Source organism: Sorangium sp. So ce295 (assembly GCF_051527405.1).
Taxonomy (GTDB): Bacteria; Myxococcota_A; Polyangia; order Polyangiales; family Polyangiaceae; genus Sorangium; species Sorangium cellulosum_B.
This window is the reverse complement of the sequence record NZ_CP150324.1, coordinates 8,845,454-8,858,654: the sequence shown is the minus strand read 5'-3', so window position 1 is coordinate 8,858,654 and position 13,201 is coordinate 8,845,454. Positions and strand designations below refer to the sequence as shown.

Annotated in this window: 13 protein-coding genes; 9 read left to right on the top strand and 4 right to left on the bottom strand. The window is 71.8% G+C overall.

The window, feature by feature from the left end; translation table 11 throughout:
• Nucleotide 1 precedes the first annotated feature (1 nt).
• The 6 genes from WMF11_RS33495 to WMF11_RS33470 all read left to right on the top strand — a co-directional run bounded on the left by WMF11_RS33495 (nt 2) and on the right by WMF11_RS33470 (nt 5,327).
• Nucleotides 2–256: a hypothetical protein gene (locus WMF11_RS33495; protein WP_437293850.1), complete on the top strand. Its 255-nt coding sequence runs from the start codon at nt 2–4 to the stop codon at nt 254–256.
• Nucleotides 257–265: 9 nt separating this feature from the next.
• On the top strand, nt 266–886 hold the full coding sequence (locus WMF11_RS33490; RefSeq protein ID WP_437973615.1) for a hypothetical protein: 621 nt from the start codon (nt 266–268) through the stop codon (nt 884–886).
• A gap of 190 nt (nt 887–1,076) precedes the next feature.
• Nucleotides 1,077–2,522, top strand: a complete 1,446-nt coding sequence (locus tag WMF11_RS33485; protein WP_437973614.1) for an AgmX/PglI C-terminal domain-containing protein — start codon at nt 1,077–1,079, stop codon at nt 2,520–2,522.
• Nucleotides 2,523–2,734: 212 nt separating this feature from the next.
• Nucleotides 2,735–3,310: a hypothetical protein gene (locus tag WMF11_RS33480; protein WP_437542999.1), complete on the top strand. Its 576-nt coding sequence runs from the start codon at nt 2,735–2,737 to the stop codon at nt 3,308–3,310.
• A gap of 95 nt (nt 3,311–3,405) precedes the next feature.
• Nucleotides 3,406–4,734 carry a hypothetical protein gene (locus tag WMF11_RS33475; RefSeq protein WP_437973613.1) on the top strand — a complete coding sequence of 443 codons (1,329 nt, stop codon included), beginning with the start codon at nt 3,406–3,408 and terminating at the stop codon, nt 4,732–4,734.
• On the top strand, nt 4,734–5,327 hold the full coding sequence (locus WMF11_RS33470; RefSeq protein WP_437542995.1) for a polysaccharide biosynthesis/export family protein: 594 nt from the start codon (nt 4,734–4,736) through the stop codon (nt 5,325–5,327). The genes WMF11_RS33475 and WMF11_RS33470 overlap by 1 nt, the downstream gene beginning before the upstream one ends.
• A 48-nt stretch (nt 5,328–5,375) precedes the next feature.
• Here the strand turns inward: WMF11_RS33470 and WMF11_RS33465 are convergent, their stop codons facing one another.
• A complete protein-coding gene (locus tag WMF11_RS33465) occupies nt 5,376–6,278 on the bottom strand; it encodes a PCC domain-containing protein (RefSeq protein ID WP_437973612.1) in 903 nt (300 codons plus the stop codon).
• On the bottom strand, nt 6,275–8,296 hold the full coding sequence (locus WMF11_RS33460; protein WP_437973611.1) for an OmpA family protein: 2,022 nt from the start codon (nt 8,294–8,296) through the stop codon (nt 6,275–6,277). The genes WMF11_RS33465 and WMF11_RS33460 overlap by 4 nt, the downstream gene beginning before the upstream one ends.
• Before the next feature lie 185 nt (nt 8,297–8,481).
• On the opposite strand from WMF11_RS33460, the gene WMF11_RS33455 reads away from it, so the two are divergent.
• From WMF11_RS33455 to WMF11_RS33445, 3 genes are all read left to right on the top strand, one after another.
• Nucleotides 8,482–9,141: a Maf family protein gene (locus tag WMF11_RS33455; RefSeq protein ID WP_437973610.1), complete on the top strand. Its 660-nt coding sequence runs from the start codon at nt 8,482–8,484 to the stop codon at nt 9,139–9,141.
• Complete coding sequence (locus WMF11_RS33450) at nt 9,138–10,679, top strand: hypothetical protein (RefSeq protein ID WP_437973609.1); 1,542 nt, start codon at nt 9,138–9,140, stop codon at nt 10,677–10,679. The genes WMF11_RS33455 and WMF11_RS33450 overlap by 4 nt, the downstream gene beginning before the upstream one ends.
• A gap of 84 nt (nt 10,680–10,763) precedes the next feature.
• Nucleotides 10,764–11,027 (top strand): hypothetical protein, encoded by a 264-nt coding sequence (locus tag WMF11_RS33445; protein WP_437542982.1) that lies wholly within the window; start codon nt 10,764–10,766, stop codon nt 11,025–11,027.
• Here the strand turns inward: WMF11_RS33445 and WMF11_RS33440 are convergent.
• Both WMF11_RS33440 and WMF11_RS33435 read right to left on the bottom strand, forming a co-directional pair.
• Nucleotides 11,008–12,066, bottom strand: a complete 1,059-nt coding sequence (locus WMF11_RS33440) for an RluA family pseudouridine synthase (protein WP_437973608.1) — start codon at nt 12,064–12,066, stop codon at nt 11,008–11,010. The two genes, WMF11_RS33445 and WMF11_RS33440, sit on opposite strands and share 20 nt — an antisense overlap.
• A 66-nt stretch (nt 12,067–12,132) precedes the next feature.
• Nucleotides 12,133–12,693, bottom strand: a complete 561-nt coding sequence (locus tag WMF11_RS33435; protein ID WP_437973607.1) for an SMI1/KNR4 family protein — start codon at nt 12,691–12,693, stop codon at nt 12,133–12,135.
• Nucleotides 12,694–13,201 lie beyond the last annotated feature (508 nt).

The following is a 13,201-nucleotide window of genomic DNA, read 5'->3' as shown; positions in this document are numbered from 1 at the left end:
CATGAGCATGTACAAGGCACTTGCGCTGGGTTCGGTCCTGCTCGCGATCCTCGGCCACGGCGCGCCGGCGAGCGCGCAGGAGAAGGGCAAGCAGCGCGGGGTCATCACGCTCGCGGAGGTGACGATCACGGGCCGCATCCAGAAGCCCATCGCGGCCGTCGACGTCAGCCGGATCCAGCCGAAGCTCACGCTCGCCGAGCTGCGTCAGCCGTTCCTCGACCGCATCGAGCAGGCGATCTTCAAGGAGCCGTTCTAGGCGGCCGGTGTGTCCGCCGTCGCCGTGCTCTTGAGCGCGCTGTCGATCGCGTCGAGCGCCGCCTGCGCCGCGATCTCGTGGAAGCACCCCGCGCAGGTCGCGCGCGCGACCGGCGGCGACCTGATGTCGCTCGCGCGCTCGCTCCGCGCGCTGCCCGGCGAGGCGCGGCTGGCGGAGCTCGCGAGGCGGTCGCCGCCGGAGAGCTGGGAGCGCCGCCTCGCGCTCGAGGTCATGGCCGCCGCCGACCCGCGCGCGAAGATCGCGGCGGCGAACGAGCTCCTCGCCGAGATCGAGCAGCGGCTCGACGCCGGCGCGGGGTGGCCGCGCGCGGCGGCGCGCCTGTCGGCGCTCGCCGCGCTGTTCCTGGCCACGCTCTCGTACCTCGCCCAGGCCGGGCCCTCGGTCATCGCGCTCGTCCTGGGCGCGGGGGGCGCCGGCGCGATCGCGTCCGCGGCCGCTGGGCGGGCCGGCCGCGCCGCTGCCGCGCGAGGGCGCGAGGCGATCGACGCGCTCGTGCGGGTCGCCCTGGAACCACTCGATAGCGCCGATGGCATCGATGGCATCGATGGCGTCGGGGCCCCACGGCGCCCTTCCGGATCGCCTCGACGCTCTCGCCGGGCGCCCCGGTGAGCGCCGCGCGCTCTCCTGGACCGCCCCGAGCTGTCCGTGTACCCTCGCAAATTATGGTGCCCTCCGCTGCGCGGCGCGTCGCTCGCGGATCCGGGCCCGGGGCCTGCCGGGCCCCGGGGCGCGGCTCCGTGAGCCCCGCGCGATCGCGATCGGCGCCGGCTTCGTCCCCCCTCTCCCGGAGTCCTTTGGAATGACCCAGCAGCCCCCGCACCCCACCCCGTCGCGCCCCGGGCAGCCCGGGCAGATGACCGCGGTCATGCGGGCGGTCGCACCGGTGACCGGCCCGAAGGTGCTCAGGATCGGCCTGGTTCAGGGGGGAAAGGTGATCGAGGAGCGCGTCATCAAGCAGCGCACCCACGTCACCATCGGCCCCAGCGAAAAGAGCATGTTCGTCATCCCGAGCAAGAGCATCCCGCCGAATTTTCGGGTGTTCGAGCTCGTCGGGGGCGAGTACTTCCTCAATTTCCTGGACGGGATGACCGGTCGGGTCGCCTTCAAGGGCGGCGTCTCCGAGCTCTCCGCGCTCAAGTCGTCGGCCAAGCGCGTGGCGGTCGGCAATGTCCAGGCCTACCAGGTCCAGCTCAGCGAGGAGGCGCGCGGCAAGCTCGTCGTGGGGGAGACGACGTTCCTCTTCCAGTTCGTCGCGCCGCCGCCGGTGCAGCCCAAGCCGCAGCTGCCCGTCTCGGTGCGGTCGGGGATCGCGAACGACATCGACTGGACGACCACGATCATCGCCGCGTTCTCATTCCTGTTCCACTTCGGCGCCGTGGGGTCGATCTACTCCGACTGGATGGACCCGGTGGTCGACGATGAGATCGACGTCGCGCAGCTGCTCGAGTCCGTGAAGCAGCTGCCCCCGCCGCCGGTGGAGCAGCCGAAGGAGGACGTCGACGCGCCGGCCGCGACAGCGGCGCCTGCTGCCGAAGCGCCGAAGGCCGCTGGCGGTGGGAACAAGGGGGCGGCGGCTGCCAGCCCGGGGAAGGGCTCTGGCGGGATGAGCGACGCCCGCGCGTCGGCGCTCACCAACGAGCTCGCGCAGCTCGACATGCAGATGCTGGGCGCGCTCAACTCGAGCGGGAACGCGACCGCCAGCGTCCTGAGCTCGGGCGACGTGCCCACCGGCTTGCTCGAAAACGCGGCCGCGTCAGGGGCCGGCGTCGGCAAGGGCGGCGTGGCGGGATTGAACATGGGCGGCGCCGGGGGTGGCACCGTGCGACCTGGCGCGGCCGGCGGCGGCGGCCTCGCCACCATTGGCAACACCGGGACCAGCGGCCCCGCGACGGCCGGCTCGGCACAGACGGTCAAGGGGCCGGTGGGCAACGCCACGGTGGGCGGCGCCGCGGTCTCCGGCGGGAGCGTCTCGAACGCGCCTTCCGTCGTGGCCGGTATGACCGCCGGCTTCCGCCGTTGCTACAACAAAGGTCTTCAAGAGGACCCGAGCATGAAGGGGTCGGTCCGGATCACAGCGAAGATCGGCCCCAACGGCGAGGTGCTCTCGGCGACCCCCTCCGGCGGCGGCGGGCTGTCCGGCACGGTGGTCTCGTGCGTCGTCGCGCGCGTCCAGAGCGCGCAGTTCGCGCCGCCCGAGGGCGGCGGCGCGACGGTTGTGATTCCTGTCACTTTCGTGAGCCAATAGCCCCCGATGCTTTCCGGGTCCGTGAACAAGACGCAATCCTCTCTCCTCGCTTGCACGTGAATGGCGTGCTGACGTCGCGCATCGAACGGGGAGAGCGCCGTACGGGGGCTCCCGACGGACGCGCGCTGCTGGCTGCTCGGCATGTTCATTGCGTTTTGACAATTACGTCTGCCCGCACCTATACTGCGCGGGTCTGACTTCCGGAGGCTTCGATGAAGCGTGAACAGATCCCTGGCTTCGCCGCAGTGGCGCTGATCTCGGTCGTTGTCGGCCACGGGATCGCCGCTGCGCAGGCGCAGACGGCGCCTCCGCCGGACGCCTCCGCCGGCCTCGCGCGGCAGGTGACGCTCTCGCCCGCAGAGCAGCTCGCGCAGAGCGAGACCTCCCTCGCCCGGATGGACGGAGCCCGCACGTCGGTTCGTCGCCAGCTGGAGACGGCCCGGTCGCAGCGCGACGTCGTGAAGACGCTCTGTCTTGACGACAAGCTGAATCAGATCGATGTCGCCATCCGCTCCGCCCGCGAGCGGCGGCAGGGCCTGGAGCTCGCCGTGAATCGGCGTGACGTCGATCTCTCCAACCATGAGTTCACTATCCTGACGGTGCTGCGGCAGCGGACCGAGCAGCTGACGGCCGAGGCCAACCAGTGCATCGGACAGGAAGCGGGCTTTATCGGCGATAGCGCCGTGACGGCGACGATCGATCCGAACCTCCCCAAGGACGATCCTTCCGAGTATCCCGTCAGCCAGATCATCATCGAGCCGCCTGCGTGCAGTAGCTGTTTTCGGTAGGCGACCGCCTCTCTCGGATTGCCACTGCCCAATAGGCGATGAAACTTCGTGAAACCATAGCCGCTGCCGCAGTCACACTCACTCTGTCCCCGGCGTTGGCCCTGGCGCAGGATCAGCCGTGGCTCAAGGACCGGCGCTACACCGAGGGCATCGGGATACGCACCGGCGATCTCGAGCTGCATCCCGGAGTCGCTGCGGAGTTCGGCTATGACTCCAACTTCTTCCGCAGAGACGAAGACGACTATGCAGGCCTCGACGATCTCGGGCCTGTTGGCTCGTTGCGGCTCCGTATCACGCCGTCGTTTTCGCTCTCGACGCTGAGCCAGCAGCGCTACGAGGTGACGCCCGACGCGCCGCCGCCGGACGTCGAGTTTCGCGCCGGCATCGCCGCGACCTATGAAGAGTTCTTCCCTGTGTCCGGCAGCGAGGTAGGGAAGGACCGGCTGAGTGAGCAGCGGAACATCGGCGGCCTGCTCGACGCCAAGCTGACGATCCTGCCCCGGCGCCCCTGGTCCGGGATCCTCGATGCGTCGCTCGGCCGGACCATCGCCTCTTCGGATCTCGGGATTTCCAACCAGAGCTTTCGGCGCGTCCACGCCGACGCGGGGGCGGAGCTCGTGTGGACGCCGGGCGGGGGGCTGCTCGACTGGCGGCTAGGCTATCGCTTCCTGGGCACGTTCTTCGAGGTCGACGAGTTCGACAGCCTGACGAACTTGCACCACACGATCCGGACGCGGGGTCGCTGGCGCTTTTTGCCCCGCACCGCGCTCATCTACGACGCGTCGCTCGGGTTCGTGAATTACCCGAACCCGGCTGCCCAGCTCTCCTCTCATCCCCTGCGAGCGCAGCTCGGCATCAACGGCCTCGTGACGTCGTCGTTTGGCCTCCTCGCGATGGCCGGCTGGGGCGCGAACTTCTACACGTCAGACAGCCAGGCCGAGGTGCACGACTTCGACAGCGTCATCGGCCAGCTCGAGCTGAAGTGGTATCTGACGCCGAACCCGTCGGCCGATCCCGAGGCGGCCACGCTCGCGCTGTCGTCGCTGTCGGCCGGCTTCACGCGCGATTTCCACGACAGCTATCTCTCGACCTACTACGAGCGCGATCGCGGTTACCTCAAGCTCACCTACTTCTTCGGCGGACGCTTTCTGCTGATCGCCGACGGCGGCGTGGCTGCCCACGTGTATCCCGCGATTCCGGGGAACGGGGCCGCCTCCACATCTGCGGATCCCTGGACAGACGTCCGCGTCGATGCGTCCCTGTTCGGCGAGTACCGGATAGGGGACTCGCTGGGCATCAACTCGACGCTGCGTTACGGCAACAACATCAGCAGCACATCGCTGACGCCTGCCGGCGAGACGACGCCGAACTACCTCGGATGGCAGCAGTTCGAAGCCTACCTGGGCGTGCGCTGGTTCATGTGATGCGGCGTGCTGGTCGGTGGACCGCCGCCGTGCTCGCGCTGGCGCTCGCTGCGTGCTCGTCGCGAACGCCCCAGCCAGCGAACCTGCCTCCGCCCGTGGAGGCGACGACCATCGGGGTCGGCGACGTGTTCGAGCTCCGCATCGTCGGAGAAGACAAGCTGCCCTCGACGTTCACCGTCGCGCCGGATGGCACCGTCGACTTCCCCTACGTGAAGCGGCTCAAGGTGTCGGGGCTCGAGCCTCAGGAAGTGGCCGAGCTCGTGCGCGCGAAGCTCATGGAAGGGCAGGTCCTCACCGATCCCAGCGTGAGCGTGAGCATCAAGGAGTACAACTCGAAGCGGGTCGAGGTGCTCGGCGAGGTGCAGAAGCCCGGGTCCCTGCCGCTCCAGCCCGGCATGACGCTGCTCCGCGCCATCTCGATGGCGGGAGGGTTCAACAGCATCGCGGACAAGGATCGGGTCACGATCCGCAGGAAGTCTCAGGGCAAGACGGTGTTCACCACCGTCTCGGTCGAGGACATCATCGACAACAAGATCCCCGATGTGCCGCTCCAGGCAGGGGACTCGATCCACATCGCCCAGCGCGTCTTCTGAGCGCGCAGGCGCCGTCCGCCACCTCTCGACGAGGTGGCGCGGTCGCTCTCAGTTCTTCCGCGCGAGGCGGAACTGCTTCCTGCCTGTCGCCGCGTCGACGGTGGGAGGCTCGATGCGGAGCATCGTCAGCGAGACCTCGCGCACGCGGCCGTCGCGCTCCTGGCGGAGGCGGATCCGCTCGCCGTCCGAGCTGATCACGGTGCAGTCGCCGAAGTGAAAGTGGGTCACGCTGTCGCCCACTTCCGGATAGAGCTCGTCCTCCTGGCGAGGACGGGTCGGGCGCTGCGGTAGCGGCGCGGCGGCGAGCTCCGCGGAGCCCGTCGAGGCCGCGCGCGGCGGCTCCACGGCGGGCGCCGGAGGCGTCGCGCGCAGCGGCTCCACGGCGGGCGCCGGGGGCGTCGCGCGAGGCGGCTCCACGGCGGGCGCCGGGGGCGTCGCGCGCGGCAGCTCCGCGGCGTGCGCCGGAGGCGCCAGGCGGGGCGGTTCGCCCGCGAGCGCGGGGATGGCGGACGACTGGGTCGCGAGCTGCATCGCGCCCGTTCGATCGTCGAACACCCGCACCAGGGGCAGATCGTCGAACGCCGTGACGCGGAGCTCCAGCCCGTAGACGCGCGCCCACACGAGCTCGCCGGCGGCGAGCTGGAGGCCGACGCCCGACTCGCGGGCCAGCGTGGCCGACAGCCGAAGCGAGGTCTCTCCCTGCTGGAGCGCGATGTTCCCCGAGAGCGCCACCACGTCGCACGGGCCGTCGAGGACGCGCGTCTTCGCGTAGGTGCGGGAAGCTTGATCGAACAGCGCCACCTCGGCCTTCTCCAGCGAGCCTACCCCCTCGATCCAGCCGGCGCGCGCCTCGGCCTCATCGAGGGCGCGCACCAGCGCTGCAGGGAGCTCCTCGCCCCGGTCGAGGCGGATGATCAAATGGCGGGCACGGCGTGCCTCGAGGACATTCATCGCTGTTTCTTTTCTCCGGTCGTCGAGGGGGCTGCGCCCGGAGCACCCGGGGCTCCTTCAGAGCGCCGAGCGCGGGTCGCCGTCACCTCGATCTGGGGCGCGCCAGGCGCGCGCTTGGCTGATGGGTCGCCAGCGGCGGCCGTGATCCGGTCCGCCGGCAAGCCCGCGGTTGCAAGGAGCTCCTTGACGGCGCTCGCGCGCGCGCCCGCGAGCTCGAGGGCGCGCGTGGACTGATCGCCCTGACGATCGGCGTAGGCCTCCACGATGACGATGTCGAGGGGCATGCGCCCGCGCATGAGCTGGGCGATCATGGCGAGCTGCGCCGCGAGGGCCGGCGGCACGCGGGCGCTCGCTGCCGGGAAGCGGGCCAGGCCGTCGAGGACGACCTCATCGCCGGACCACCGCGGCAACGATCTGCCGGTCGGCTCAGGGCAGCCGTCGGCGTCGTTCGTGCCGTCGATCGTCTCGGCGGTCACGGGGCATGCGTCGGCCGCGTCGGCCACGCCGTCCTCGTCGTTGTCGCGCTCGGGGCAGCCGTCGTCGTCCTGGAAGCCGTCGCGATCCTCGGCGTTGCCCGGGCACTGGTCGCTGGCGTCAGGGACCTGGTCGATGTCGTTGTCGGGATCGGGGCATCCGTCGTCGTCCTTGAAGCCGTCGACGTCCTCCGCGCCCATGGGGCACGTGTCGCGCGCATCCAGGATCCCGTCGCCGTCGTTGTCGGGATCGGGGCATCCGTCGCTGTCCTGGAAGCCATCGCGGTCCTCGGCGGCGTTCCGGCAGGCGTCGGCGTCGTCCGGGACGCCGTCGCTGTCGTCGTCCGCATCCGGGCAGCCGTCGCCGTCCTGGAAGCCGTCGATCGTCTCGGGCTCGTCCCGGCACCTGTCGCGACCGTCGGGGATCCGATCGCCGTCGTTGTCGGGATCGGGGCATCCGTCGTCGTCCCGGAACCCGTCGCGATCCTCCGCGACGAGCGGGCACTCGTCGTCGCGATCGATGACGCCGTCGGCGTCTGCATCGCGCCCCGTCGGCGCATAGCGGAGCCCCAGGTTGAACCGGAAGCGCGGCGCGGTGAGCGCGCCGCCGGAGGCGAGCGGGATGGCGCCGCCGCCGCCCGCGGACAGCGAGACGTCGCCTGCGAGCAGCGGGGCGCTCGTGGCCGAGAGGATCCACTCCGCCGGCACCAGCGCCGGGGCTCCGGCGGGCTGCTCGGCGAGCGTGTAGAGGGCGAACGCCTCCGCGGACGCCGAGAGCCAGCGGTCCGGGAGCACGTCGACCGAGGCGCCGAGGGCGCCGAGGAGCTGTGGGCCGACCTCGGCGTCGATCAGCGTGCTCGAGCCACGGAGCCGGGCCCCGACCTCGGTCGCGAGCAGGAGCTTGCCGAGGCGGTACGCTGCGGTGACGCTCGGCGCGAGCGTCACGGTCCCGGCGCTGGCGAACACCGACCCGTCGCCCGTCGGCACGCCCAGATCGAGGCGCGCTGCCAGCGAGAAGCCATCGAGCGGACCACGCTGGGCCGGCGGCACGATCGCGAGCGCGGCGCCCAGGCGAGCGTCGCGCATCACGCTGCGCTGGAGCTCCGTGTCGGTGCCGAGGACGTCGGAGAAGCCTGCCCCGTCCTGGTACAGGGTGACGGGAGCGGCGACCGTGACCTCCAGGCGATCGGTGAGCCCGAACGACGCCAGGAAGGTCGCGTCGACCATGTTGTCCAGCGCATGGATGACCGTCCCCTCGGGGTCGGGCGAGGCGGTGCGCAGGCCCACTGGCCGCGACAGGTAGCTCGCCACGAGGCCGAACGAGGCCTTCGCGCTCGGAGCCGTCCCTGTGCTCCCCACGGCGAAGAAAGGGCCGCCGCCTGCGTGAGGCCAGAGGTTGTCAGCGTCGATACAGCCCGACAGCCCGCTGGCCGGCGCGCACTCGTCCGCGCGCACCGGCGCCGGAAGGAGGGCCGCCATGAAGACCCCGGAAGCCACCAGCAGCGGGAGGCTCGATCGTGCAGGCTCCCTCCGGTTGGCGCGCATCGCGCCCGACCCTCTACTACTGCCGGGGGGAGAGTCAAAAGAGCAATCGACGCGTCGCGATCCGCTGGCGTCCGAGGCCGGGTTTGCGTCGGATTGCGTCGGATTGCGTCGTGCTCCGCGGTCGCGCTGGCGCCGTGCTAGGACCACGCCCGGCCGGGGCCGGCGCCGCCGGCGTCCGCACGACCATGATCGACGACTCACACCCGCTCCTGCTCGGCTCCGGCTCGCCGCGCCGGCGAGAGATCCTGACCACGCTCGGCCTGCCTCTCCGCGTCGCGGCAGCCGAGGTCGACGAGGCGGGGCGCGCCGGCGAGGACGCCGCTGCCTACCTGGAGCGCGTCACCCTGGCGAAGCTCGCGGCCGCGCGGCGCCTGCGCCAGGCGGCCGGGGCGGGCGCGATCCTCGTCGCCGACACGTCGGTCATCCTCGGCGATGCCATCCTCGGCAAGCCGCGGGACGAGGTCGACGCGCGCGCCATGCTCCACGCCCTCTCGGGCCGCGAGCACCAGGTCTGGACGCGGTTCGCGATCGCCGGCGGCGATCGGGCCGACGTCGCGACGGCACCCGCCCCGGGCCTCGCCGAGGCGCTCCACGCCGAGACGGTCGTGACGCGGGTGCGCTTCCGCGAGCTCGACGACGGCGAGGTGGCGTCGTACGCGGCGACCGGCGAGGGGCTCGACAAGGCAGGCGCCTACGCGATTCAGGGCATCGGCGCGTTCGCCGTCGCGCGCATCGACGGCTCCTATTCGAACGTCGTCGGTCTGCCCGCGTGCGAGGTCGTCGCGGCGCTGCGGGCCACCGGCTTGCTTGCGCGCTTCCCGCTGTCCCTCGCGCGCTCGTCATGAGCGACGGCGCCTCGGTCGTCGCGCGTCGGCGCGACGCGGGCGCGATCTTCGCGCTCGCCCTCGCCGCGCGGCTCGCCATGGTCGCCTGGGCGGCCGGGCGCTTCCCGCCCACCGCCGACGGGGCGTACTACCAGCGCATCGCCGAGCGGATCGCGGCGGGGCTCGGCTACACGTGGCTATGGCCGGACGGCGTCGTCACGTACGCCGCGCACTACCCGGTGGGCTATCCGGGCGCGGTCGGCGCGCTGTACGCGCTGCTCGGCGCGCACCCCGCGGTCGCGATGCTGCTGAACGCCGTGCTCGGCGCGCTCGCGGCGCTCGCCGTCCATCGCCTGGCGGCCCGCGCCGCGCCGCGCTCGCGCGCCGTGCCGGCGCTCTCCGGCGGGCTCGTCGCCCTCCACCCCGGGCTCGTGGCGTATACCCCGGCGCTCATGACCGAGGGCGTCACCGGTTCGCTCGTCGCCTGCGCGGCGTGGGCGTCCGCGAGGGCGCGCGAGCGCCGCCCCGCGCTGGCCCCGTTCGCCGTCATCGGGCTGCTCATCGGCGCCGCCACCCTCGTCCGCCCGCAGGCGCTCCTGCTCGCGCCCCTGTTCGCCGGCCTCGCCCTCTCGGGCTCTCCGCCTGCAGGCGCTCCCCGGCTCCTGCCCTCGCTTGCCGCGCGCGTGGCGCCCGTCCTGCTGGCCGTCATCGCGGCGCTCCTCGTGTGTGCGCCCTGGACCGCGCGCAACTGCCTGCGGATGAACCAGTGCGCCCTGGTGAGCGTGAACGGCGGATGGAATCTCCTCATCGGAGCGGACCCGGCGTCCACCGGCGCCTGGGCGCCGGTCCAGGTCCCCGAGGCGTGCCGCGAGGTCTTCGACGAAGCCGGCAAGGACGCCTGCTTCGGCCGTGAGGCGCGCCGGTACATCGCGGAGCACCCGGGCGAATGGCTCGGGCTCGTGCCCAGGAAGCTCGCGGCGACGTTCGACTACTGCGGCGCGGCCGGGTGGTACCTCCACGCCTCGAACCCGTCGGCGTTCAGCGAGGCCGACAAGGTCGCGCTCGGCGCCGTCGAGACCGTCTTCGAGCGCGTCGTCCTCCTCGCCGCGCTCGTGTGGGCGGCGCGCAGGCCCGCGCAGGCGCCCGGCGCAGCTCGCCGTCCCTCGCTCGCGCACCGCGCGCTCGACATCGCTCGGCTCGCGCTGTTCGCGCTGGGGGTCGTCGCCGCGCTGCACGTCCACGCATGGGTTGGCTACCTCGCGCTCCTCGGCCTCGCGCTGCTCAAGGGTCGCGTGCTCCTCCGGGCGCCGGTGCTCGTGGGCGCCGCGCTCGCCGTCCTCGCTGCGACCGCGGCGACGCACGCCGTGTTCTTCGGTGCCGGGCGTTACGCGCTGGTCGCGTTCCCGCTCCTCTCGGGGCTCGCCGCCCTCGCCGCGGCGCGCCAGGAAGCGGATCGGCCTGCCGCCGGCGCGCTCGGCGCGACCACCCCTATGCCCGCCGCGCCCCTCGCGCCGCCGCCCGGGTGCGGGGTCGGGTCGTCGGACGACGAGCTACTTTGACAGCGCCGCCTGGGCTGCTGCATCCTAGGCCCCCGTCGGCTCGGGAGCGCGTGCCCCCGGCTGGCGAACCTGGAGGAGAGACGGATGCCCTTGATTGAAACGGAAGAGGCGGCGCGCCGCCTCGCGCGCGCCATCGCGAGCGATCTCTCGCTCTACAACGAGGAGAAGATCGTGCAGGGCATCCAGCAGGATGACCTCTTCACGGTCCTGTCCGAAGAGATCGAGGAAGGGCGCGCCCTCTACAAGAGCCGCGTCGCGCCGGACCTCTACCAGAAGAACTTTTACGACCGCGCCCTCGTCGACATCCTCATCAAGTCCAAGGGCCACATCAAATCGAAGATCTGGTAGCGAGCGCCCGCAGCTGGTCGAGCGCCTTGCGCATGTCCGCTGGCAGCGCGCTCTCCCAGCGGACGGGCTTTTGCGTGGCGGGGTGGATGAACCCGAGCACGCGCGCGTGGAGGGCTTGCCGACCCAGCTCCTCCGCGATCGCCCGTACCGCCGGCTTCTTCGGCGGCTTGCCGTAGAGGGGGTCTCCGAGGACGGGTGTCCTGCCGCGCTCGGCGAGGTGCACCCGGATCTGGTGGGTGCGGCCCGTCTCCAGCGAGCACGCGACGACGGTCGCGGCGTCGCCGAGCCTCTCGAGCACGCGGACGTGCGTCACGGCGCGGCGTGGCATGGCGACGCGTGAACCGGGCGCGCCGGCTCCGGAGCCGGGGGCGCCGGCGCCGCCGCGGATCCACGACGTGAACCGGAGCCTGTCGGTCGGGTGCCGGCCGTGGAGCGTGTCGTAGGTGGCGTCTCGCGCCTCGCCGGCGACGATCGCGGCGTACTCGCGCTCGATCGCGTGCCTGGCGAACCGATCTTTCAGCGCCTCGCGGGTGGGCTCGTCCTTCGCCACGACGAGCAGGCCGCTCGTCCCTCGGTCGAGCCTGTGCACGATCCCCGGGCGGACATGGCCCATGGGATCGCGCGGATCGGCGGGCGCCAGGGCGAACCCGGGCAGGGCGAGCAGCCCGTTGACCAGCGTGCCAGACGCGTGGCCGCGGGCCGGATGCACGACGAGCCCGGCAGGTTTGTCGATGACGAGCAGGTGCTCATCCTCGTACACCACCGGGATGGCCACGTCGGGATCGGCCGCGGTGGGCGAGGGCGACGGCTCTTCGGGGTGGACCTCGACCTGCGCGCTTGCGCGCACCGCCACCGACGCGCGCGCGGGCTCCCCGTCGACGAGGACCCGACCGGCGGCGATCCACCGCTGCACCGCCGCGCGAGAGGCCGCATGGCCGGCGCGGTCGAGCAGGTGGACGACGAGCTTGTCGAGCCGGTCACGAGGGTCGCCGTCGTCCACCCGGAACCGGAAGTGGAGCGCTCCTGCACCGGCAGCCATCGCGTTCGTCACGGACGTCGTTCACGGCCGAGCGGCGCCGGGGGTGAGGGCGTCACGGCCGCGCGATCAATACTCCGTGTCGCCCTCGTCGTCCTCTTCGGCGGACCCGAGCTCGGGGTTGAGCGCCACGTGCGACTCGAGGTCCTCGAGCCGCTGCGACTCGCGCAGCTTGATGAGGCCGCACTGCTCGGCGAGGTACAGGTCGAACGCGGTGTAGCGCGGGAATACCCGGACGTTCGTGTCCTCGTTGTCGAGGCCGAGGATGACGAGCTCGCCGTCCCGCCTGGCCTCCCCGAGGTAGAGCGCGTTCCACGGCTGACCGGTGAGGTTGGGCAGCCTCACGACCTTGGCCCGGAGCCGCGATTCGGTCCAGCCGAGGTCGGTCTTCGCCTCGGCCAGCTTGCGAACCGAGGTGAGCTTCGGTCGAGGCGCCGACGGATCCTGGCCGAAGCGATGCCGCCCCTTGAACCGCGGGCCCAGGCTATCGAGCCTGAAATCGAACTCGAGGAACGCCCGCAGCGTGGGCGGCAGCTCGACCATCAGCCTCGATTCGAGCGCATCGAGCGCCGCCTGGCTCGCTCCCTCGGCGGTATGGCTGGAAGGGCGCTTCTTCAGTTGCGCGATCACGCGATGCACAAGCTCAACGCCACGTTCGATCGGTGCCATGTATCCACGGGCCGCGGTTGCGCGGTGTTCTTCAGGACCCAAAGGGCCTCACTGGGGCGCGTCTCTGGGCCCCGGCTGTTGCAGGCTCGTCGCGCGCTCGGTCGGCTCTCTACATCGGCCGACCGGGTGCGCATCCCTCTATGGTGCCTACCGGTCCGGTCCGCTCGGTGTCAACCCGCGATCGCACCGCGGTCGATCATTCCTCCTCCCCCTGAAGTGCTCGCCTGGTTTCCCGTCACCCTCGTCTCGAGGAGCGGGGTCCGCCTCTCCCGCGTGCGCTGAAGGCGCGCCGCGCTCGCCAGATCAGGACGGCGGCTGCGATGAGCACCACCGCGGCGCCGATCCCCAGGATGACCCATTGTGGCGCAGGGTAACGCCCGCGCTGGAGACCAGGAGGCGGCCGCTCGTACTCGATCTGGAGCTGCGCGCCCACCGGCCCTCGTTACACGCGGATGCTCCGACCCGCAAC